The organism is Janthinobacterium sp. ROICE36, assembly GCF_002869965.1.
Classification (GTDB): Bacteria; Pseudomonadota; Gammaproteobacteria; order Burkholderiales; family Burkholderiaceae_D; genus Janthinobacterium.
In genome coordinates this window covers 26,583-48,122 of sequence record NZ_PEBS01000041.1, presented here as the reverse complement: position 1 = coordinate 48,122, position 21,540 = coordinate 26,583, and the positions used below count along the sequence as shown (strand labels likewise).

General features: G+C 59.9%; 16 protein-coding genes. 7 read left to right on the top strand and 9 right to left on the bottom strand.

The window, feature by feature from the left end:
- The first annotated feature begins 16 nt into the window (after positions 1-16).
- Positions 17-535 (top strand): hypothetical protein, encoded by a 519-nt coding sequence (locus tag CSZ94_RS17105; protein WP_102122612.1) that lies wholly within the window; start codon positions 17-19, stop codon positions 533-535.
- An 88-nt stretch (positions 536-623) separates the two neighbouring features.
- Positions 624-1,304 (top strand): endonuclease NucS domain-containing protein, encoded by a 681-nt coding sequence (locus CSZ94_RS17100; RefSeq protein WP_102122611.1) that lies wholly within the window; start codon positions 624-626, stop codon positions 1,302-1,304.
- A 231-nt stretch (positions 1,305-1,535) separates the two neighbouring features.
- Here CSZ94_RS17100 and CSZ94_RS17095 read toward each other — a convergent pair whose 3' ends face one another.
- A complete protein-coding gene (locus tag CSZ94_RS17095; protein WP_146009821.1) occupies positions 1,536-2,210 on the bottom strand; it encodes a hypothetical protein in 675 nt (224 codons plus the stop codon).
- Positions 2,211-2,405: 195 nt separating this feature from the next.
- On the opposite strand from CSZ94_RS17095, the gene CSZ94_RS17090 reads away from it, so the two are divergent.
- The 3 genes from CSZ94_RS17090 (at position 2,406) to CSZ94_RS17080 (ending at position 5,719) form a co-directional block, all read left to right on the top strand.
- Positions 2,406-3,575: a DUF4238 domain-containing protein gene (locus CSZ94_RS17090; RefSeq protein WP_102122609.1), complete on the top strand. Its 1,170-nt coding sequence runs from the start codon at positions 2,406-2,408 to the stop codon at positions 3,573-3,575.
- A gap of 395 nt (positions 3,576-3,970) precedes the next feature.
- Positions 3,971-4,453 carry a DUF1203 domain-containing protein gene (locus CSZ94_RS17085; protein ID WP_102122617.1) on the top strand — a complete coding sequence of 161 codons (483 nt, stop codon included), beginning with the start codon at positions 3,971-3,973 and terminating at the stop codon, positions 4,451-4,453.
- A gap of 486 nt (positions 4,454-4,939) precedes the next feature.
- Positions 4,940-5,719, top strand: coding sequence for an acetoin reductase (locus CSZ94_RS17080; RefSeq protein ID WP_102122608.1), 780 nt, complete (start codon positions 4,940-4,942; stop codon positions 5,717-5,719).
- Between the two features lie 69 nt (positions 5,720-5,788).
- On the opposite strand, the gene CSZ94_RS17075 is transcribed toward CSZ94_RS17080, so the two are convergent.
- Positions 5,789-9,370, bottom strand: coding sequence for a M1 family aminopeptidase (locus CSZ94_RS17075; protein ID WP_102122607.1), 3,582 nt, complete (start codon positions 9,368-9,370; stop codon positions 5,789-5,791).
- A gap of 9 nt (positions 9,371-9,379) precedes the next feature.
- Positions 9,380-10,285 carry an ABC transporter ATP-binding protein gene (locus CSZ94_RS17070; RefSeq protein ID WP_102122606.1) on the bottom strand — a complete coding sequence of 302 codons (906 nt, stop codon included), beginning with the start codon at positions 10,283-10,285 and terminating at the stop codon, positions 9,380-9,382.
- A 251-nt stretch (positions 10,286-10,536) separates the two neighbouring features.
- Here CSZ94_RS17070 and CSZ94_RS17065 point away from each other — a divergent pair, with 251 nt between their 5' ends.
- The gene (locus CSZ94_RS17065) at positions 10,537-11,046 is read left to right on the top strand and encodes a hypothetical protein (RefSeq protein ID WP_102122605.1); all 510 of its coding nucleotides are present in this window, start codon (positions 10,537-10,539) and stop codon (positions 11,044-11,046) included.
- Between the two features lie 6 nt (positions 11,047-11,052).
- Here CSZ94_RS17065 and CSZ94_RS17060 read toward each other — a convergent pair whose 3' ends face one another.
- The gene (locus CSZ94_RS17060) at positions 11,053-11,901 is read right to left on the bottom strand and encodes a hypothetical protein (RefSeq protein ID WP_102122604.1); all 849 of its coding nucleotides are present in this window, start codon (positions 11,899-11,901) and stop codon (positions 11,053-11,055) included.
- Between the two features lie 224 nt (positions 11,902-12,125).
- On the opposite strand from CSZ94_RS17060, the gene CSZ94_RS17055 reads away from it, so the two are divergent.
- A complete protein-coding gene (locus tag CSZ94_RS17055; RefSeq protein WP_102122603.1) occupies positions 12,126-12,863 on the top strand; it encodes a metallophosphoesterase family protein in 738 nt (245 codons plus the stop codon).
- Here the strand turns inward: CSZ94_RS17055 and CSZ94_RS17050 are convergent, their stop codons facing one another.
- From CSZ94_RS17050 to CSZ94_RS17030, 5 genes are all read right to left on the bottom strand, one after another.
- On the bottom strand, positions 12,864-14,207 hold the full coding sequence (locus CSZ94_RS17050) for a sigma-54-dependent transcriptional regulator (RefSeq protein WP_102122602.1): 1,344 nt from the start codon (positions 14,205-14,207) through the stop codon (positions 12,864-12,866).
- Positions 14,200-16,107: a sensor histidine kinase gene (locus tag CSZ94_RS17045; protein WP_102122601.1), complete on the bottom strand. Its 1,908-nt coding sequence runs from the start codon at positions 16,105-16,107 to the stop codon at positions 14,200-14,202. The genes CSZ94_RS17050 and CSZ94_RS17045 overlap by 8 nt, the downstream gene beginning before the upstream one ends.
- A 121-nt stretch (positions 16,108-16,228) precedes the next feature.
- On the bottom strand, positions 16,229-17,221 hold the full coding sequence (locus CSZ94_RS17040; protein WP_102122600.1) for a porin: 993 nt from the start codon (positions 17,219-17,221) through the stop codon (positions 16,229-16,231).
- A gap of 108 nt (positions 17,222-17,329) precedes the next feature.
- A complete protein-coding gene (locus CSZ94_RS17035) occupies positions 17,330-18,643 on the bottom strand; it encodes a dicarboxylate/amino acid:cation symporter (protein ID WP_102122599.1) in 1,314 nt (437 codons plus the stop codon).
- Between the two features lie 375 nt (positions 18,644-19,018).
- Positions 19,019-21,349: a catecholate siderophore receptor Fiu gene (locus tag CSZ94_RS17030; RefSeq protein ID WP_102122598.1), complete on the bottom strand. Its 2,331-nt coding sequence runs from the start codon at positions 21,347-21,349 to the stop codon at positions 19,019-19,021.
- Between the last annotated feature and the right edge of the window lie 191 nt (positions 21,350-21,540).

Here is a 21,540-nt window from a genome sequence, read left to right as displayed (position 1 = left end):
AAAAAGGAGGTTCCAAATGACCGACGAACAAATTGAGAGCAAGGATGACAATAGCATTTTCAGCCTCACGTCTGAGGAGCGAACTAAACAGTTTAAGAAGCTGCTGGAAGAACTGGACGAAAAGCCCACCGAGCTGGCCTCGAGGCTGATTCGACTGGGCGACTACCGTAGTGGTGTCGCCATCATGCGGGGGATTCAGCGTATGGAGGCGGGCGACACGAAGGTCAGCGGAGAAATGCTTGTCATCATCCGGATGCTCGTGAATCAGCAAAGGCTGCAGTACAGCAAGTTGAATCAGGTGGAGTGGACGCAACAAGCGAACGGTGCTTGGGTTGCGGAATTTGAGGGATTCAAAATCACTCTCCACCCAGAATCAAAGCAGCGATGGAGCATCTATCTGCGAGTTATAGAAACTGACTACAGCCTCGCTTGTGGCTCGTGGCAGGTTGGTCTGGACGCGGCAAAACGAAAGGCGTTAGTGCGCTTGGCCGATGGTCAGATGGAAGCGGCTGACTTAGCCGCTGGCCGGCTGTGATGAGGTACTACTTTGTTGTTGTCAGCTCTTGGGCCAGGTATGTAAGCTAGTCGCAGGTTGAAACTTTTATATAAAAAAAGAGGCCCAAATGTCACGCTACGCCCAGCTCACGCAGCACCTGCTTGCAAACCCCAATGCTCAGTTCATTCTGTCATTTGACGCGCTGGACAAAGTGGTTATCGGCGGCCTACCTGCGTCAGCACGTCAATACCACGCGTGGTGGGCAAATAACCCAGCGAGTCAGCCACATGCTAGATACTGGTTAGATGCAGGCCTACGAGCCTCCCCGAACTTAAAAAACGGGTTTGTCGTCTTCACCAATGAAGCCGCACTAGAAACAAGCGAACTGGCGACATCGGTTGTGGACGAATCGACGCAGCAGGAGCTGACTGAGTACGTTGAAAGCAGCCTGAGCCTCGAACGGGACCTGGAAGACCAAATCGTCAGCCACCTTGACGTCCTGGAGCCAGGCCTGACGCTGGTGTCCCGCCAAGAGTCCAGCGACGTCGGTCGACTCGACTTACTCGCGCGGGACGCCGAGGGGCGCACGGTAATCATCGAGCTGAAAGCAGGCGAAGCGAAGGACTCAACTATCGGCCAAATCGCCAGGTACATTGGGTGGTACGCAGATAAAGAGGGCAAGCCGCCACGGGCCATGTTGGTCGCAAGTGGGTTTGCGGCGCCGGTGCGCTGGGCGGCGAGGGCCATTCCTGGACTGAAGCTGGTGACTTACAGAGTGCAGTTCGCGTTCGAAGAAGCGACAGTGTAAAAAATAAGGGAGACGGTGTCTCGCCTCCCCCGCCACTACAGCAGCGTAAGGAGCGCGCCCGCCAAGGACTCGGCCAGTAGGCCTGGGGCCAATTTAGCGGGGTATGGGCCGCAGGACCCATGTAGACCACAGCGCCCATGGGGCAGTCTGCGGCCCGACGGCTGCGGTACCTGATGCCGTGCTCGCGCCATGTAAGCAGTGTGGGTTTTGGACTATATCCCGCGGTTTTGACTATCGTTCCGTGGGACGCGAATACTGCATATACTCATCGTTATAGAGTGCAGTGCGAAGTTGGTGGGTCAATTCTGCTATTCGTGTTCCGGTTTGTTCGATATCGGCGTCGCTTTGTGGTCCTGGGTGGGTAACACCGTTGCGGCTGAACAGACCTGCCCAATCTAATTCATTGCAGGCGCGCGCCGAGCGGAGCGATTCCAAGAAGTACCGCCGGTCTTGTTCCTTTGCGGTTTCCAGGGCAGGCTTGCCGAATCGGACTTCGGCCAGCACGAAGAGTCCCAAGGCTGCGATGATAAGTGTCGTACCCCAACCTGCAGCGCCCCCCAGCATAATCACCGCCCCCACTGCAAGAACGATTCCGCCGACACCGCCGGCGACCATCGCCATCAACATCAACCGTGCGGCCTTGGTTTGCAATGCCTTTTGAGATTCGCTATTACGGAGCTTATCAAGTTGGTCGCTGAAGCGGTCGTAGTAGGCTACGTGGTTCTCGCTGGTCGGGTTGTAACCATGGAGGGACTTCAAATAAAAAATGAAGGTTTCTACTTGTTGGGCGTTAAGAGTCTCCAAACCTGGCAGCACCTGTTCGACGACGCGATAGAGCTCTTGGTCTTGTTTCACGTAGCTCAGGTATTCAGATGCCATGCTCGTCCCGTGTGAGGTGTTTTGCATGCAGTCTACACTGTAGGTTGCGGGGCTTGCTATTCGAACATTACCCGACACCGCTAAAAGTCACGCGGAAGTGCTCGCTTGGCAAAGGGCAGAACAAGGAGCATCGCGCTCTACCTGAACCTTGACGCTTGGCGGAGGCGCAGGTATAACAATAAAAATTTGCTAACTTCTGGTTCATGCCAGCCAAGCGTTCAGATGACACAACAATCCTATAGGCACCACTTTGTTCCCATCTGGTACCAGCGGGGCTTTTTGGCTTCTGGGCAGACCAGCTTCAAGATTCTCGATATGCGCCCAGAAGTGTTCAAAGACGCCAGTGGCAAGGTGCGAGGGCAAGGGCGCAGCATTTTGGATAAGGGACCCGACGCATTTTTCTGGGAGAAGGACCTCTACACTATTCGATGGCTGGGCCGTACTGACGATGTCATCGAAAGGCAGTTATTCGGAACCATTGATACCATGGGCAAGCGGGCAATCGATGCATGGCTAGCCGAGGACTATGATACCGTTCACGAGACGTATTGGTACGTTTATGAATTCATGGACGCTCTCCGATTGCGAACGCCTAAGGGGCTGCGCTTTGTGCAGGAGTTTACGCGGAAACGGACTCAATTGGACCTCATGGTCGCGATGCAGGAGTTGCGCCGTATGCACTGCATTATGTGGGCCGAGGGGTGCCTGGAAATTGTTCGAGCACCGAAAGGGTCCGGTGGATTCATCTTTTCGGACCATCCTGTTACCCTCTTCAATCGGTATGTCTTCCCGGGTAACCCCGACATTCCACCAGGCCAGGACCCTCACCTACACTGGCAAGGAACGCAGACCATATTTCCGTTCGACCGCGAGCGGCTCTACATCCTGACCCATGCCGAATTTGCGAACTCGCCTGGGCCGCGGAAGGCGCGCAAGCCTCGCACCAATTCCAGGTACTTTGACCCGGGTACTCCGATGGTACGATACGACGAGTGTATTCGAACACGGACGCTCACGGAGCAGCAAGTCCACGAAGTCAATTACATCGTCAAGGCACGAGCTCACCGTTACATTGCGGGCCGAACAGAAGATGACCTGTTCCCAGAGCGTCACCTCAGGACGACCGCATGGCACCAGTTGGGCAAGTTCTTGCTTCCGCCGAAGCACAAGGTTCGCAAGCAGGTTGGCCACACTATTGTTCGATTCAAAGATGGCCCATATCACTTTCAAGACCAGTTCGGCCGGCGGCCCGCTTCATTAGCCGAGTACGAACGCGAAGTGGAGCGGGCCAAAGAGATGGAGGCAACTTTCCGGCGTGTGCTCACCAAGCATCGCGCCGAACGCGGGGAACCACCGCCCGGGTTCGAAGATGAAAACCAGTCCCGAGATTAGGTGTGTGATGCGACACGGCGGGCGCCGTCCCGCATTCCCGACCGAAGGGCTACCGGCATCGTTCGACGACCGTCCAGACTGTAAATAAGAACGCGGTTTAAGGGGTGTTTATTTACAGATGAAACTGCAATTGGCGCTGAAACTAAGCCATCACTTGCTTAGTTGCGCTAGTTACAAAAAATAGTTCTCATAACCGTTCTAAATTTGCCGTTCTGACGCTTGCCGTCAGGCACTGTGGATAAAAAGCCTGTTTCATTCGTGAAGCAGGCTTTTTTTGTCGGCACGGGCTGTGGACGGCAATCCACGGCACATCGTCCCATTCCACAGCAAGAAACGGATGGCGGCGCTGTCCCGATGCTGGTCTGATGGTGCTTTTGACGACACCGGAGAACAGCATGAATTTTCGCATTACGGGGCTGTCGCCCGAGCCTTTTCTGCCCCTTTTTTGCTTATCCGATGCCGAGTTAACGGCGCTTGGCATGCGACGCTGTGTGGTCGACCAACATCCCGGATTTCCTGACCGTATAACGCTGGTGGATGCCGAACTGGGCGAGACCGTGCTGTTGTTGAACCATGTCTGCCAGCCCGCCATGACGCCCTACCGGGCTTCCCACGCCATTTTTGTGCGCGAGGGCGCTACGCAAGTGTACGATGCCATCAATCAAGTACCGGAATCGATGCGGCGGCGTCTTTTGTCGCTGCGCGCCTATGCTGCCGATGGCATGATGCTCGATGCGGAGGTAGTGGACGGTATCGCCGTGGAGGCTGTCATTGCACAACTATTCGGTCATGCGGACGTCAGTTATATTCATGTCCACAATGCCAAGCGGGGCTGTTATGCGGCCCGCATCGACCGCCTTGGCCACTTTTTTGCCTAATCGCGCAAGCCCATCTCCAGGCTGTAGCTGGCCACCGCATTCCTGCGCGCCGCGTTGCGCATCAAATACACCTGCACCGTGTACTCGCCATCGGCTGGCAGTTTTGCCTGCCGTCAATTCGACGTTTTCCTTGTGGACAGGATCGGCGCTCCAGGCGGGCGTGGCAAAGACGAGTACCGCCAGCAGCAAGCTGGCGCGGAGGCGCAGTGGATGAGGTCGCATAGGGCACTCCTTTGAACGTGGATGACTAAGCAAGCGATGATGAGGCCATTCATCTTACGGCAGCGCGCGCATGGCCAGTTCGAGGACGTTTTTTTCCCCTTTTCTTGACCTAGGTACTTTTTTTGGCTACGCACGTTTCAAGATGCAGCCAAATGCCAATTTCAGGTAGGCTGAAGCGTCTCTACGCTGCGGAACCGGCTGCGGGCACTGCTGTGCCGGACCGGTTTTTTGCTGCTCTTCTTCCCTGAACTGAAAGGAACGCAGATGGGTATTTCCGGAAACGTCGCGCTGGTCACGGGTGCCGCGCAAGGCATAGGCAAGGCCATCGCTTTGCGCCTGGCCAAGGATGGCGCCGATATCGCGCTGGTAGATTTGAACCAGGATAAGCTGGACACGGCTGCCGCCGAAGTGCGCGCGCTGGGGCGCCGCGCCGTCACCTTCATTGCCGACGTGTCGCAACTCGATCAGGTGACCGCCGCAGTGGCGTTTGCCGAGAGTGAACTGGGTGGCTTCGACATCATCGTCAACAACGCCGGCATCGCGCAAGTGCAGCCGCTGCTCGACGTGACGCCGGCCGAGGTCGACCGCATCATGCGCATCAATGTGCAAGGGACGCTGTGGGGTATCCAGGCGGCCGCCAAAACCTTCAAGAAGCGCAAGCAGAAGGGCAAGATCATCAATGCCTGCTCTATCGCCGGGCATGATGGCTTCGCCCTGCTGGGCGTGTATTCGGCCACCAAGTTTGCCGTGCGCGCGCTGACGCAGGCGGCGGCCAAGGAACTGGCGGCCGACGGCATTACCGTCAACGCGTATTGCCCCGGCGTTGTCGGCACCGACATGTGGGTCGAGATCGACAAGCGCATGGCCGAGCTGACTGGCGCCGAGCTGGGCGCAACATACAAGAAATACGTGGACGGCATCGCGCTGGGACGTGCCGAGACGCCGGATGACGTGGCGGGGCTCGTCTCCTTCCTGGCGGGGCCGGATGCGGACTACATGACGGGCCAGGCGCCGCTGATCGATGGTGGTCTCGTGTACCGCTAAACGCTGCAAGCATAAAAAAACAGGCCACCTTGTCCGTGACAGCGTGGCCTGTTTGCGTTGCATCAAGGTTTAGGGAAAACTGACTTCCTTGCGGTTATCGCGCGAGACGCGGTCGATCATCTTGTTGTACGGATCAACGCCCACTTCGAACGGTTTGTCCTTCACGGTGATGGTCACCACCGGGTCGCTGCCCGACAACACGCGCTTGTCCGTGTACAGGACTGTTTCATCCTTTTCCTTGCCGCCCGCAGGGCGCGCAAAGATGGCGATTTCCACCGGCTCGTCATAGGCGCGCGGACTTTCCTTGCCCTTGCCGTCGGACTCCAGCTTGGCCAGGTGCAACTGCATGGTGACATCCCACTGGCCGTCCGGGCGTTTCACGGCCGTCGCTTGCGTCACGCGGTTGTCGTAGAAGACGATCTTCTCGAACAGGTCCGTGATCAACGCTTGCTTGTCCTGCGGCGCTTCGGCGCGGATGTAGGCCAGCAGTTCCAGGGTGGTGGTGAAGGGAGCCTGCTGGTAACCCTTGTCCTGCAGATAGCGTTTCAGGGCACGGTTCAGGGCTTCCTCGCCGAGCTCGTCACGCAGGCGGTAGAACACCAGGCTGCCCTTGTTGTAGTGGATGTATTGCTGTCCTTCTACGCGCGCCAGCGGCTGTTCTTCGATGGCTTCGCCGCCGCGCCCGCTCAGATAGCGGTCCAGTTCATAGCGCAGGAAGCGGCGCATTTTAGTGCGGCCGTACTCCTTTTCCATCACCATCAGCGCCGAATATTGCGCCAAGGATTCCATCAGCATGGTGGCGCCCTGCACGTTGGCGCCGATCACCTGGTGGCCCCACCACTGGTGCGCCATTTCATGCGCCGTGACGTAGAACACGTAATCGATATCGTCCTTGTCGCGCAGGTCGGCGATGAAGCCTATGCCTTCCGAGTAGGGTATCGTATTGGCAAACGACTGGGCGAAGCTCTGGTAGCCGGGGAATTCCAGGATGCGCACCTGCTTGTACTGGTAGGGCGTGAACTGGGTGGTGTAGTAATCGAGCGACTTTTGCACAGAGGTAATCATGCGCTGCGTGTTGTAGCCGTGCTTTTTATCGAAATAAATTTCGATCGGCAAGCCGTGCCATTCGCCTTTTTTGACTTCCCAGCGCGCCGACAGGTAGGCAAAGAACGGCATCATCGACTGGTCCATCTTGTAGCGGTAATAGCGGCGGCCATCCTTTTCCCAGCTTGCCTGCAGGTAACCAGGCGCCAGCGCGATCTGCTCGCCGCTGGTGGAGACGGTGGTGTCGAAATTGATCCAGTCCGCTTCATTGCCAAAGACGGTGTTGCCGTAGGCCGACTTGTCTTCCAGCTTGGCCATGCGCTGCGGTTCGCCCAGGCCCCGTTTGCGCCGTTCGTTGCGGTCCGTCAATTCCATTTCCTTCGCGTAGCCGAAGTGGGGGAAGAAGGCCTGGTTGTTGAAGAAGCTGCCGTTCAGGTTGACCTGGTCCGGCGCGCCGTCGTTGGTGAAACCCTGATGCGTGACGGCCACCGTGAAGTCCAGCGGCAGGGTGGCGCCCGGTACCAGGGGCTGGGCCAGCTTGAGGATGCTGAAACCGAGTTCCTTGTCGTCGAGCACGACCTTGTGCTCAGGCAAGTTCAACCAGTGCGTTTCCAGGTCCGGGTTGAGCTGGATGCGCAGGGTGTCGAGCGGCTGCTGCGTCTTGTTTTGCAGCACGTAGTGGCCCTTGATCAACACCTTGCGTTGCTCAGGATAGATATCCACATCGGCCTGGACGTCGGTGATCTTCAACTGCGGCAAGCCCTTGTATTGCTTGTACAATTTCTCGTAGCGGGCCTGCTTGTCCATGCCGATGTCCGAGGTCTCGTACTTGTTCAGCACGTTCGTGTTGTAGAAGATCCAGCCACCCGTGCCTGCCCAGCACAGCACGACTACGGCCAGGGCGGCGCCGGCGCGGCCTTGCAGGCGTAGGCGGGCCAGGCGCACGCGCGCGCGCCAGTCGGCGGGCAAGCCGCGCACCCAGAACGCCTGCGCCAGCATCACCAGCGCCACGGTAAACAGGCTCCAGTACAGCGCAAACCAGGTCCAGCCCGTCAGGAAGTGGCCGTAGCCATTCATGTCCGAATACTTGATGGCCGGCATGCCGCCGAAGGCGTACAGATTGTGCTCCAGGTGCAGCATGCCCAGCACGGCTTGCGCCACCATCAGCAGGATCACCAGCAAATAGCCGATGAACTTATTATTCGACAATACTTGCAGGGTAAGGGCGCACAAGCCCATCAGCACGAAGAAGAGGGAAGCGAGCAAGGTGCCTTGCAGGTACAGGCCCGGTTCCACGGGCGCGCCGCCCTTGTAAAGCTGGAAACCGATGGCGGTGACAACACCCGCCAGCAAATAGCCGGCGATGACGCCGACCAGGGCCGTGCATTTGGCCAGCAGGGGCACCCAGCCGGGCACGGGCATGGCATCGCTGACGTCGGCGATCTTCACCTGGCGCTCCTTGAAGATCAGTTCGCCCGCATAAAAGGTCACGATGATGATCAACAGGAAGCTAAAGCTGTTGCTGATACTTTGCAACATCAGATGCGTCATCGGATACACGGCCGTGCCATACATATTCTTGGCCACGCTGGAGCCGGCGATCAGGTTGATGACGCCGAACAGCAGCATGACGAGGAAGGGCAGGCTCTTGAAGACGCCCGCCGCGTCGAAGCGCAAGATCTGCCACCACTGGCGCCAGGCCGTCGCCGGGGTAAACGTGGGGATGCTGCGCTGCAGCTGCAGCGGCGCGGCGACGGCCGGCGCGGCCGCCTGCACCGTGTGCTTGCCGAACAGGCGCTTGCCCGTGCCCGTGCGCTGCGGCTTGAACAGGAGCACGGTGGCGGCAAACAGCACGACGGTGATGCCCAGCCACAGGGCGCGGTTGGCCAGCAAGTAGCCGGACAGGGGCGGCAGGCTGGCATTCGACTCGGCGGCAGTGAAGTAGCGCGTCATGCGGCCGAAGGCGCGCACGCCGAACGGGTCGAGCAGGACGGCATACCATTCATTGTTGATGTCGCGCGTAAACACGCCGGCCATGGCCCACAGCACGAAAAAGCCCAGCACGCCCACATACACGAGCATCATCGAGCGCGTGGTGGCCGCCAGCAGCATCAGCAGGGCGCCGATGAAGAGCAGGTTCGGGATGACGATGACGGCAAAGCTCCAGGCATACGTATGCAGCGAGAACGCGCCCACGCGTTGCGCATCGACCCAGGGCATGACGGGGCCGAGCATGGTGGCCAGGGCAATGGCGATGAAGATCAACAAGCAGGCGACAAAGCCGGCGGCGAAGCGGCCGAACAGGTAGTCCCACTTGCGCATGGGCGTGGCGAACAGCATGTCGGCCATGCCTACTTCGCTGTCGCGCAGCACGGCGCCGGCGATGAAGACGGTGACGAGCAGCATCGCCAGCAGGCTGAAGATGCCCAGCATCTGCGCCACCACGGTGGGGGCGTTGCGGTTGATGTTGCCGATGGCGCCGCCGATCTGCACCGAGTCGCTGGTGGTGGCGCCAAAGGCCATCAGGGCCATGATGACGGCAAATATCCACAGCAGCGGCTGTTTCAGCTGATAGCCGAGGTCAAACTTGAAAAATTCCTTCCACATGGCGGCTCCTTACGCTGCGACTGCGGCCGGCGCGGCGGCGCCGTTGCGGGCAGCATTGCGCACGTGCAGGAAGTACACGTCTTCCAGGTCCGCGGCGATCTGCACGAAGCCGCTGTCGGGCTGGCTGTCGGCAAACACATTGATTTGCGGCTTGCCGCCCACCAGGCGCGTCGACAGCACGTTCAAGGTTTGCTGGTACTGCGCCAGTTCTTCCGTCGTGACGCTGCGGCGCCAGACCTTGCCGTGCAAGGTGGCGATGGCCGCCTGCGGCTCGCCCTGCACCAGTACCTGTCCCTTGACGATCATGGCCATGCGCGGGCACAGGTCCGTCACGTCGTCAACGATGTGCGTCGACAGTATCACCACCACCTGCTCGCCGATCTTCGCCAGCAGGTTCAGGAAGCGGTTGCGCTCGTCCGGATCCAGGCCGGCCGTCGGTTCATCGACGATCACCAGGCGCGGCGCCCCCAGCAGCGCCTGGGCGATGCCGAAGCGTTGGCGCATGCCGCCCGAATACGTGCCCAGATTGCGCTTGCGCGCTTCCCACAGATTGGTTTGCTGCAACAAAGCTTCCACGGCTTCCTGGCGGGGGCCCTTCTCCGTCAAGCCTTTCAAGACGGCAAAGTGGTTGAGCAGGGTTTCCGCGCTCACTTTCGGGTACACGCCGAAATCCTGCGGCAGATAGCCGAGCTGGCGGCGCAGGCCGGCCTTGTCCTGCAGCACATCGAGGCCATCGAAATGGATGCTGCCGCTATCGGGGTCTTGCAAGGTGGCGATGGTGCGCATCAGCGAGGATTTGCCTGCGCCATTCGGTCCCAGCAAGCCGAACATTCCGTTGGGAATCTCCAGGCTGACATTATTGATGGCCTTGACGCCATTGGCATACGTTTTGTTCAGCTGTTTGATCGATAGCATGTGCAGCACTCTCCAGAGCTTGGGTATGAAAGCCGGCAGATAGCTGTCTGCCGGTCTGTGAAGGGGATCACCCTTGTTTTTCAGCCGCGATGGCGGATGTTACCTAAAAACAATAATATATATCCAATTGAAAGGAAGTTAATATTTTTGCGACCAAGTGTGGAAATGCAGGGCTGAAATGCAGGAGGGACGGATGAGTGACGTGGTGCTACACTCACCATCTCAGCGACGCCAAGTGGTGGAAAGACGAGATGATGCCGGTAGTACAGAACATGACATTGCGCGCCGTTGCGCCCGGCGAAGAGGGAGCGCTGGCGCAGTTGTTCCAGCTATATTGCTACGATAATTCGGCCTGGAGCGGCGAGGCGCTGCTGGCTGACGGCCGCTATGAGGTGTGTGACGCAGGGCTGGCGTCGTATGTGCACGCAGCCGGCCATACGGCCAGCTGGATCGAGGTCGATGGCGCACTGGCGGGCTTTTTCCTCACGGAGCCTGGCATGGCGGGCGAGCTGGCCGTGCAGGAGTTCAGCGACTTTTTTATTCTGAAGCAGTACCGGCGCCGGGGCGTGGCGCTGGAAGTGGTGCGCAGAGTCTTGCTGGGCAGCGAGCAGACGTGGCTGGTGGCGATGTTTCGCGACGATGCCGCTGCCTGCGCCTTCTGGCAGCAGGCGTTTGCGCGCCTGCCGTTTGCCAGGGTCGAGGCGTGGGACGATGCCAGCCTGCCGCAGTTTCAGCTAACTCTGCTGAAACCGGCGGTCTGAGCCGATTTAGAAACGTACTTTCACATACGCCGACGGTCCCGTCAGGCGGATGTTCAGGTCGGCATTGCGTTCGCTGTCGCGGTGCAGCTTGATTTTCGAAATGCCGTAATCGGCCACGAAACCGATGTTCTTGAACGGAAACCATTCCACACCGACATTCCCGCCGTAGATGTGACCGTTGATGCGTCCGCCATTTTTCTTGATGCCCGACGCTTCCGCATACATGCGCAAGTCCGGCGTGAAGGCGTGGCGCCAGCCCACTTCCAGCAGTGGCGCAAACGCGTGCTCGCTGATGGAGTCGCGTGCCGTGGCCGTTTCGCCATTGATGACGCCGGTGGCCGTGCCGTTCAGGCTGGCATGATAGTAAGCGGCGCCCAGGCCGATGCCGAAGGTGTCGTTGCCGCTGCCGAGCCACCATTTATAGGCCAGTTTGGCCAGGTCCAGTTTCAGGTCGGCATTCGCCGTGGCCGTGCCCGTGACGGGCTGGCCATTGATGATGGTCTGGCCCGTCAGGCTTGGCGTGTAGGATTTGTCGTAGCGGTAGTAGTCGAATGCCAGGCCGTGGCGGTCGCCGATCAGCAAGTCCGCCTTGATGCGCGGGATGGTGGTATGGCTGGGCTTTGATTCGGGCGCGTCGATGCGGCCAAACTGCGTGTCGGCGCCGATATTGATGCGCGGATCGGCAGAAAACGCCCCTACCGAGATGCTGACACGGTCCAGAGCGGGCGATGGCTCGGCCCGCGCCGTGGCGGCCGCCGTGGCCATGCCCAGCACACCCAATATCATGCTGCCGCGCAAGGCGAGATGCTGCAAACGGGGTGGGGACAGGCGGGCGGGGACGGACGTAACAAACATGGGACTACTCCTCGGAAAGATGATGGGTGGGCCGCGACGCTGGGGCGGCCTACAGGTGCAATGCAATGAGGAAATGGTAGCAATTGTTACATTTGAATCACGTAGCCGCACGGCGCAAGTGGTCGTCAGATTTGTCCTACCGTGTGTAACAGCTGGTACACACTCCGGCATTGCCTGCCACGCAGGACGCGGGCAGAATGGTGCGCACAAGGAGGAGACACCGCATGAAAATCGCCGCCATTTCCGATATTCACGGCAACCTGGACGCGCTGGAAGCCGTGCTGGCCGACATCGCCCTTCAGGGTGTGGATGTGATCGTCAACCTGGGCGATATCGTTTCGGGCCATCTGCAGCCGCGCGCTACGGCGGCGCGCCTGATGGGCCTAGGCTTGCCCACCATCCGCGGCAACCACGAGCGCCAGCTGTTGGCTGATCCGGCGCGCATGGGCGTCTCGGACGCCTATGCACGCGCGCAACTGTTGCCCGAGCAACTCGCGTGGATAGAGGCGCTGCCCGCCACCTTGCGTTTGCGCCATGACGTGCTGCTCGTGCATGGCACGCCGACAAGCGACCTCGTGTATTTTCTCGACAGCGTCACGCCGCAAGGCAGCCGCGCCGCCACGCCGATTGAAGTGGCCGAACGCGCCGGGACGGCGGACGCGGCCTTGATCCTGTGCGGCCACACGCACATGCCGCGCCAGGTGCGCCTGGCCGATGGGCGGCTGATCGTCAACCCGGGCAGCGTGGGCTTGCAAGCCTACGACGACGACCACGGTTATCCGCACGTGATGGAAAACGGCACGCCGCATGCGCGCTATGCGATTGCCGAACAGGGGATGGACGGCACCTGGACGGCGCAGTTGCATGCGGTGGCGTATGACTGGGACAAGGCGGCCGGGCTGGCGCTGGCCAACGGCCGGCCCGACTGGGTCGTGCCACTGCGCATGGGCCGGGTCGCCTGATTATCGAAACTCTTCGGCCACCAGATTGTACTTCTGCATCTTGTGGTACAAGGTCTGTTTCGGCAAGCCAAGCACTGCGCTCACTTCGCTGACGTTGCCTGAATATGCGCGTAGTTCCTGTTCGATCAGCGCACGTTCGAAGCCGTTGACCTGCTCCGCCAGCGACAGGGGACTAGCCTGGTTGCCTGCCAGCAAGCTTGAGGCGCCACCGGCGATGCCCAGCACGAAGCGGTCGGCGATATTGCGCAGTTCACGCACGTTGCCGGGCCAGGAATGGGCCATCAGGTTGCGCATCTGCGCGCTGGAGACCACGGGCGCGGCGCGGTTGTAGCGGGCGGCGGCGGCCAGCACGAAGTGCTCGAACAGGATGGGAATATCTTCGCGCCGTTCGCGCAGCGGTGGCAGATGCAGCACGATCAGATTCAGGCGGTAGTACAGGTCGCTGCGGAATTTCTGCTGCTGCGACAAGTCTTCCAGGTCCAGTTTGGCCGCCGCGATGACGCGCACGTCGACGGGCGTGGGCACGTTGGAGCCGAGGCGTTCGATATAGCGTTCCTGCAGTACGCGCAGCAATTTGACTTGCAAGGACAGGGGCAGGCTTTCGATTTCGTCGAGGAAAAAAGTGCCATGGTCGGCGTGCTCGATCTTGCCCACTTGGCGCTTGGCCGCGCCCGTGAATGCGCCCGGTTCGTGGCCGAAGACTTCGCTTTCAAAGATGCTTTCGGGAATCGCGCCGCAGTTGACGGCGACGAAGTTTTGCTTGCGGCGATGGCTGAAGTCGTGCAGGCAGCGGGCCACCATTTCCTTGCCCGTGCCCGTGTCGCCATAGATCAGCACGTCAGCCGGTTCGTCGGCAACGTCGAGGATAAGGCGTCGTATGTCGCGCATCGCCACGGAATTGCCCAATAATCGCGCTTCGATGCCGCCGCCGTCTTCCAGCTGGCGGCGCAGGCTGTGTACTTCCAGCGTGAGTCGCCGCGTTTCCAGCGCGCGCAGGATGACGTCGACCAGTTGCTCGGATGAGTAGGGTTTTTCGATGAAATCGTAGGCACCCGTGCGCATGGCGTGCACGGCCATGGTGATGTCGCCGTGGCCCGTGACGAGGATCACGGGCAGGTTGGCATCGAGCGTTTTGACCGCTTGCAGCAACTCCAGGCCGCTCATGCCCGGCAGGCGCACATCGCTGACCACGATGCCGGGAAAATCGGGCGTCAGCAGTTTATACGCCAGTTCGGCCGAGTGGAAGGCCAGCACGTCCAGGCCGGCCAGCTGCAGTGCCTGCTCGCTGCCTTCGCGTACGGTGGGGTCGTCTTCGACCAGCAAGACCTTCAAGCCGTCAAACATGTTTTTCCTCCTGCGTTGCAATCTGTAGTTCGATGGTGAAGATGGCGCCGCCGCCGGGGGCGTTTTCGGCGCGCAGCACGCCGCCGAACTGGCGCGTGATCTGTTCCGAAATGGCCAGGCCCAGGCCCAGGCCCAGTCCTTGCGGTTTGGTTGTGAAGAACGGCTCGAACAGGTGTTCGCACACTTCCGTCGACAGGCCCGGCCCGGTGTCTGCCACATGGATCAGCACGTGCTCGGGCGTGCATTCGACGGCCACGCGCAAGCTGCGCACGTCGCTGCCATTCATGGCGTCGAGCGCGTTGGCGTACAGGTTCACCAGAACTTGCTCCAGGCGGTTGCTTTCGCACATGGCGAAGATGTCTTCAGGCGGCAGTTGCAGGGTGAAACGCACATTTTCAACCTGCAGCCGGCGCTCGACCAGGAACAGGGCGTTGCTGATCGCCGTGGGTATCGACACGGAGGTCAGGCTCGTGGTCGATTTGCGCGCAAAAATCTTCAATTGCCCCGTAATGGTCCCCATCCTGGCTGCAATTTGCGAGATCTTCGCCAGGTTGCGCCGCGCGTCGTCGAGCCTTCCCCGTTCGAGCAGGATGACGGCATTGTCGGACATGGTGCGCAGCGCCGTCAGCGGCTGGTTGAGTTCATGCGTGATGCTGGCCGACATCTGTCCCAGCACGGCCATCTTGCCGGCCTGAAACAGTTCGTTTTGCGTGATGTGGAGTTTCTGCTCGGCCTTGCTGCGCACGTCGATTTCCTGGCTCAGGCTTTGCGTCATGGCATTGAGTTCCGAGGTGCGTTCCTCGACCATCGCTTCCAGGTTGTCATAGGCATGCTGCAGATCTTCGCGGGCGCGCAATTTTTGCGCCACGGCCGCGCGGCGCTGGCGCAGATAAAAGAACAGCAGCATGAAAAAGCCCAGCAACACGCAGGAGAAGGCGGCCGCCGCGCGCGCGCTGGCCTTGGCCTGCGCCAGGTCGGACAAATAAATGAAAGTCCAGCCTTGCGGGGACTTGAGCTTGATCTGCGTCATGACGCTCGAACTGGTCTTCGGTGGCGCATCAGCGTGTTCCTGCTCGCGCACGCTGATCACGCGCGCGCCATTGCCCAACTGGCGGTCGGAGACGAAGGGAATGGCTTCCAGCTGCTTCGAGTAATACTGGCGCGTGCGGTTGAGCTCTTCGACGATGGCGGGCGACAGCGGCGCCAGGGTCTTGTACTTCCAGTCCGCCATGGAACTGAGGAAGATCACGCCGTGCTCATCGGCCAGCATCACCTTGTCCGCGCCCTGCACCCAGCGTTTTTCCAGGTTTTCCAGGTTCACCTTGACCGTTGCCAGGCCCAGCATGTGGCCATTCTGGTAGATGCCATGGGCAAAGAAGTAGCCGGGCTCCAGCCGCGTCGTGCCCACGCCATAGAAGCGGCCCGGCGTGCCGCGCAGCGCGTCCTGGGCGTAGGGACGGAACGAGATATTGTCGCCAATAAAGCTGTCGGGCTGCTGCCAGTTGCTGGCGGCCCGCGTGTTGCCGTCGAGGTTGCTGATGAAAATGGTCGACGATTTCGCCTGGGCATTCATCTGCTCGAGGTAATGGTTGACCGTATCGACCAGTACCGGGTCTTCCGGGTGCTGCAGCAGGCGGATGACGTCGCGGTTCAGCTCCAGGGTCTTGGGCAGGAAGTCGTATTTCTCCAGCGCATTTTCAAGACTGCTGACATACACCTCCAGGCGCTGTGCGCCGCTTGCCTGCAGCTTGCCGATGGCGATGCGTTCCGTCCAGAAATACACGAGCCAGACGGTGGCCAGGCAGGCGGCCAGCACCACGCCCCAGGCCAGCGTTTCGCGGCCCGACCGTTGCGACAGGCGCTGGCGCCAGGAAAGGGAAGGTTTGTTACTGCTATTCATAAAATCAGCTGCCAACTTGCAAGATCCCACAGTATCGCATTTAAATATTGCGTAAAAAGAAAAAGCCGCCGGATGTGCATCCGGCGGCTCACGCTTTTATTTCACGGACCTCGCGACGTCCTTAGAACGTGTGACGCATGCCCAGGTTAAAGCCGCTGGTGCCGGTGCCATCGTCCGTGGCATTGCCAACCTTGTAAGGAGCGCCGTTCTTGTTCGTGATGTGGCCGTAACCGGTGTACAGGTCGCTGCGCTTGGACAGGGCATAGAACGCGCCAATGGCCCACTGATGGGCGTCACGGTTGGCGTTGCTCTTGTCGTTGTGGCGGATGTACGACGCCACCAGCTTGGTGGCGCCGAACGGGGCGCTGAAGCCAACGATGATGTCATTGCTCTTGCTGTCGTCGAGGGCGCGGTTGTCGGCGTAGCCGAAGTTGCCTTGCAGCACGCCAAAGTCGTAGCGCGTGGCCAGCAGGGTGTTGCGCGTTTGCTGGGTCGCCAGCGGATTTTCCTGGCGGTGGTGCGTCAGGGTCACGTTCAGCGGACCGTCGATGTAGTGCACGGCGCCGCCCATGCTGCGGTTTTTCGCATTGTCGCCGGCCACTTCGCCAAAGCCATACGCCAGGTCGGCCGACAGCTTGCTCCAGGTCGGCGTACTGTATTGCACCATGTTGTCGATGCGATAATTCGTCGCCATAATGTTCGATGCCGTACCGGCCAGGCCGATGACAAACGGATCGGCCACGTCGCGCAGGGCCAGGTAGTACGGCGTATATTGGCGGCCCAGGGTGACGGCGCCGGCGCTGCCGGTCAGGCCAACATACGCCTGGCGGCCGAACAGCCGGCCGCCCTGGCCCGAGGTACCGGTGTCGATATTGAAACCGCTTTCCAGCACGAAGGTGGCGGCCAGGCCAGCACCCAGGTCTTCCTTGCCCTTGAAGCCGATGCGCGAGCCCGAGGCCACGCCGGAGGCGACGCGGTTCAGGCGGTCGCCGGCTGCATCCTTGTCGAACACCAGGCCGGCATCGGCCACGCCATACATGGTCACGTTCGATTGCGCCAATGCGCCGCCGGAAGCTGCGCCAAGGGCCAGCAGGGTAAACAGGACTTTTTTCATGAAAATCTCTCTAATAAGTTGGAATGACTACTGATCGCACTACCTGACTGCTTGTTACTCAACATGGACAACAAATAAATGGCCCGCTTGTGGCGGGCCATGGCGCTATCAGGCTTTGCTAGCGTGGTCAGCTTCGCCCCAATGGCTTTCCGTGCTCTGGTTGGCGGCGTTGGCCGCGGCTGCTTCTTCCTCGGTGGCGAGGCCACCTTCCCACTTGGCGACGACGGCCGTGGCGACGGCATTGCCGACCGCGTTGGTGGCCGAGCGACCCATGTCGAGGAATTGGTCGACACCCATCAGCAGCAGTAGGCCCGCTTCCGGAATATTGAACTGGTTCAGGGTGGCGGCAATCACGACCAGCGAGGCACGCGGCACGCCGGCCATACCTTTTGAGGTCAGCATCAGCAGCAGCAGCATGGTGATCTGCGTGCCGATCGACAGGTCGATACCGTAGGCTTGTGCGATGAACAGCACGGCGAAGGTGCAGTACATCATCGAGCCATCGAGATTGAAGGAGTAGCCCATCGGCAACACAAAACTGGAAATCTTGCGGTCCACGCCGAACTGGTCGAGCGCCGTCAGCAGTTTTGGATAGGCCGCTTCCGAGCTGGCCGTCGAGAATGCCAGCAGGAACGGTTCGCGGATCAGGCCGACGAGCTTGAAGATGCGCGGGCCGATGACGACGAAGCCGGCGGCGATCAGCAGTGTCCACAGGCACAGCAGGCCCAGGTAGAAGCCGCCCATGAACTTGGCAAACGTGACCAGCACGCCCAGGCCGTGCGTGGTGATGACGGAGGCCATGGCGGCGAACACGGCCAGTGGGGCCAGGTTCATGATGGTGCCGGTGATGCGCAGCATGACTTGTGCCAGCTGGTCGACGACGGCCGTCAGGGTCTTGCCCGATTCGCCCAGGCCGGCCAGAGCGCCGCCGAAGAAGATCGAGAACACCAGCACTTGCAGGATTTCATTGTTGGCCATGGCCTCGATCGGCGACTTCGGCACCAGATGCGTGAAGAAGTCTTTCAAGGTGAAGGCTGCTGTTTTCAAATTGGTCGAAGCGTGTACGTCCGGCAATGGCAAGCCCAGGTTGGTGCCCAGTTGCATCAGGTTCGACAGCACCATGCCCAGCGCCAGCGAAACCAGCGAGGCGACGACGAACCAGCACATGGCTTTCAAGCCGATGCGGCCCGCCGTCTTGCCGTCGCCCATGTGGGCGATGCCGACTGTCAGGGTGGAAAAGACCAGCAGCGCAATGATCATCTTGATCAGGCGCAAGAAGACGTCGGTGACGATGGAAATATTGCCAGCGATCTGAGCGCTGAGCTTGGCATCAGGGAAGGCGGTGTTGCATCCATAGCCCACGGCAATGCCGAGGATCATGGCAATCAGGATGTACAGGGTTAATGGCCGTTTCTTTTTCATTTTGACTCCTCCGGTGAAACGCCGCTGTGAGCGGATTATTGATAGCGAGCAACTCAAGCTTGGAGTCAACATTTCTCAAAAACAAGCCCTTGCATGCTAGCGATTATTTGCAGCAAAACCTGTACATAGCAAAGGATATGCCTGAAATGGGAATTTGGGAGCTAACTTCTTAAGTTGTTGATTTAAGGAAGATTTTTTTGTTGTTTAGATGTAGCAACTTGGCGTGCTTGCGCGAAATATTGGACGCGGCGGGTGATCGCTGTATGACTTTTCATACGCTAGTCGCGGCAGGGCGGCGGTGCGCCAAAAGAGCAAGATTATCAGGACAATAAAAAAGCCCCTCCGAAGAGGGGCTTGATGTGATGCACTGCGTGTTTAGAACTTGATATTCGCCGTCAGGCTGAACGAACGGGGCTGGCCCGGAGTGTAGCGGAAACCGGACTTGTTGATGGCCGCCACATAGGTCTTGTCGGCCAGGTTGTAGGCGTTCAACTGCAAGTCGAGGTTTTTGTTGACGGTGTAGGTTGCCATAGCGTCGAAGACCCAGTAGGCATCCACGCGGGCCGGCGTGCCGACGGCGCCATCGGTGCCGCGCAGCATTTCACCCACGTAACGCGCGCCGCCGCCGATCTTCAGGCCAAACGGCAGGGTGTACGAAGTCCAGCTGGTGAACGATTGCTTCGGCGTGTAGCTGAGGTTATTGATGCCGCTGGCCGTGACGACCTTGCCCGACTCGACCTTGGTATTCATGCGCGTGTAGCCGGCGCTGACCAGCCAGTTCGGCATGACTTCACCCACCACCCCGATTTCGATGCCTTCCACGCGCTTCTTGCCGGTCTGATAGTAGATCAGATCGACAGGATCCTGTTCCACTTCATTTTTCACGGTGGTCTGGTAGACGGCGGCCGACAGCGACAGTTTTTGTTTCAGGAAGTCCCACTTGGTGCCGATTTCCTTGGTGATGGTTTCCTGCGGGTCATAGTTCGGGTTTTGCGCGCTGCTGGCGCCGGTGCTCAGCACAAAATTGGTGCCTGGCGGCGCTTTCGACGTGGCCAGCAAGGCATACACGCTGCTGTCCGGCGTCGGTTTGTACATGGCCGAGATCTTGCCATTGGCAAAGGTATCGTTCAAGGTGATATGCACCGGAATCGGCGTGCCGACTGGCAGTTTTTGCACCTGGCCCGTCGCCACAGCCGTTTGCAGGGTGACGGCGTCATAGGTGGAGTTGAAATGGTCGAAGCGCACGCCGCCATTGAAGATCCACTTGTCGCCGAACTTGACGGTGTCGAAGACATAAGCGCTTTGCGTATTGACTTCGCCTTGCGCGTAGGCGCCGCTGCGCACGGGATTGTGGCCGGTGACGGGGTCATGCGGGTTCGGCCGGTACAGGTTCGCTGCCGGCAAGGTGCCCAGGCTGGCGGCCACATAGCTGTAGTTGGTCTGTTTTTCGCTGGTGAACTCGGCGCCGGCCACCACGGAGTGCTTCAGCACGCCGGTGTCGAATTGCGCGCTGACCACGGTCTGATTGGTCAAAATCGTGTTTTCCTGGTCCTTGACGGTGCGCAGCGAGCGCGCCAGGGTCCAGCTCGACGGATCGGCGGCGTCCGGCGTCTTCAGGTTGGCGGTGTTGCCCATGAAGGCCGTCAGCAGGTAATCCTGCTTGGTCTTGCCGTAACGCGTGGTGTTCTGCAGCTGCACGTTGGGCAAGAAATCATGGTCGATGCGCAAGGTGCCCATGTCGGCCTTGACCTTGTTGTAGTCCGCAGTGGAGCCGTAGAAATTCTTCGGGTCGACCCTGGCCGCGCTGGTCAGGAAGGTGCGCACGACCGGGTTGGCCGTTGTGGCGGTGTCTGGCGCCGAGTAGCCTGGCAAGCCGATGGTCGGCACGCCGCCGTCGGGCACGTTGTTCTGGTCCACGTGCAGGTAGCTGGCCGTGATGCGCGTTGGCTTGCCGATGCCGAAGGTGACGGTGGGCGCGAAGGCCCAGCGCTTGTTCTTGACTTCATCGCGCGCCGGATCGCCGCTGTCCTGCGTCATCAGGTTCAGACGCAAGGCCGTGCCGGTATCGCTGTCGAGGATGCGGTTCCAGTCGGCCGTGGCGCGTTTCTGCTTGCCGCTGCCCGCCGTCAGCAGGGAATTGAACTTGTTTTCCATGGTCGCCGTCTTGCTGACCAGGTTGATCGAACCGGTGGGCGAACCGCGGCCGCTGTCGGTGCCCGCCGGGCCCTTCAGTACATCGATCTGTTCGATGTTGAAGACGTCACGCGAGATGGAGCCCACGTCGCGCACGCCATCGACATAGATGCTGCCCGATGAGTCGAAACCGCGCATGTAGACGGCGTCGCCCGTGTTCGTGTTGCCGTTTTCGCCGAGGAAGAAGGTACCGACGCCCGGCGTGTTGCGCAGTGCATCCGTCAGTGTCAGCGCGCCTTGCTGTTCGATCAATTCCTTCTTGATCACGACGATGGTTTGCGGCGTATTGACCAGCTCTTCGGTGTATTTCGGCGATGAAGCTCTTTCGGCCTTGAAATCATTTTCCTTGGAGCCCACGACCTTGATTTCGTTCAGGGTTTGCTGCGATGCCGGGGCACTCTGGCCGGCCGGGTCGGCCGCCTGGGCGGCGACGGGCAGCAGCATCACGGCCAGGGCGGCGCCGATGTGCTGGTTGAAACGGGTTGGGGCATGTTTGCGGCTCTTGATTGCCATCTTGCTCTCTCGATAAGGTCAGGGTAGTGGTTCCTGGCTGGCTCTGCGACGCGCTGTGGTGGCACGCGGACAAGTGGCTGGCGATGGACGGGTTGGCAGACATTGTAATTATTGGACACTCATTCGTAAATGAGAATCGTTATCAGTCTCGTTTACGCAACGAAATGCATATGCCGCTAAAAAAATACTGT

Excerpts from the sequence above, each read along its gene's own strand:
- CSZ94_RS17105 (WP_102122612.1), top strand. The coding sequence starts at position 17 with ATGACCGACGAACAAATTGAGAGCAAGGATGACAATAGCATTTTCAGC.
- CSZ94_RS17100 (WP_102122611.1), top strand. The coding sequence starts at position 624 with ATGTCACGCTACGCCCAGCTCACGCAGCACCTGCTTGCAAACCCCAAT.
- CSZ94_RS17095 (WP_146009821.1), bottom strand. The coding sequence starts at position 2,210 with ATGCAAAACACCTCACACGGGACGAGCATGGCATCTGAATACCTGAGC.
- CSZ94_RS17090 (WP_102122609.1), top strand. The coding sequence starts at position 2,406 with ATGACACAACAATCCTATAGGCACCACTTTGTTCCCATCTGGTACCAG.
- CSZ94_RS17085 (WP_102122617.1), top strand. The coding sequence starts at position 3,971 with ATGAATTTTCGCATTACGGGGCTGTCGCCCGAGCCTTTTCTGCCCCTT.
- CSZ94_RS17080 (WP_102122608.1), top strand. The coding sequence starts at position 4,940 with ATGGGTATTTCCGGAAACGTCGCGCTGGTCACGGGTGCCGCGCAAGGC.
- CSZ94_RS17075 (WP_102122607.1), bottom strand. The coding sequence starts at position 9,370 with ATGTGGAAGGAATTTTTCAAGTTTGACCTCGGCTATCAGCTGAAACAG.
- CSZ94_RS17070 (WP_102122606.1), bottom strand. The coding sequence starts at position 10,285 with ATGCTATCGATCAAACAGCTGAACAAAACGTATGCCAATGGCGTCAAG.
- CSZ94_RS17065 (WP_102122605.1), top strand. The coding sequence starts at position 10,537 with ATGATGCCGGTAGTACAGAACATGACATTGCGCGCCGTTGCGCCCGGC.
- CSZ94_RS17060 (WP_102122604.1), bottom strand. The coding sequence starts at position 11,901 with ATGTTTGTTACGTCCGTCCCCGCCCGCCTGTCCCCACCCCGTTTGCAG.
- CSZ94_RS17055 (WP_102122603.1), top strand. The coding sequence starts at position 12,126 with ATGAAAATCGCCGCCATTTCCGATATTCACGGCAACCTGGACGCGCTG.
- CSZ94_RS17050 (WP_102122602.1), bottom strand. The coding sequence starts at position 14,207 with ATGTTTGACGGCTTGAAGGTCTTGCTGGTCGAAGACGACCCCACCGTA.
- CSZ94_RS17045 (WP_102122601.1), bottom strand. The coding sequence starts at position 16,107 with ATGAATAGCAGTAACAAACCTTCCCTTTCCTGGCGCCAGCGCCTGTCG.
- CSZ94_RS17040 (WP_102122600.1), bottom strand. The coding sequence starts at position 17,221 with ATGAAAAAAGTCCTGTTTACCCTGCTGGCCCTTGGCGCAGCTTCCGGC.
- CSZ94_RS17035 (WP_102122599.1), bottom strand. The coding sequence starts at position 18,643 with ATGAAAAAGAAACGGCCATTAACCCTGTACATCCTGATTGCCATGATC.
- CSZ94_RS17030 (WP_102122598.1), bottom strand. The coding sequence starts at position 21,349 with ATGGCAATCAAGAGCCGCAAACATGCCCCAACCCGTTTCAACCAGCAC.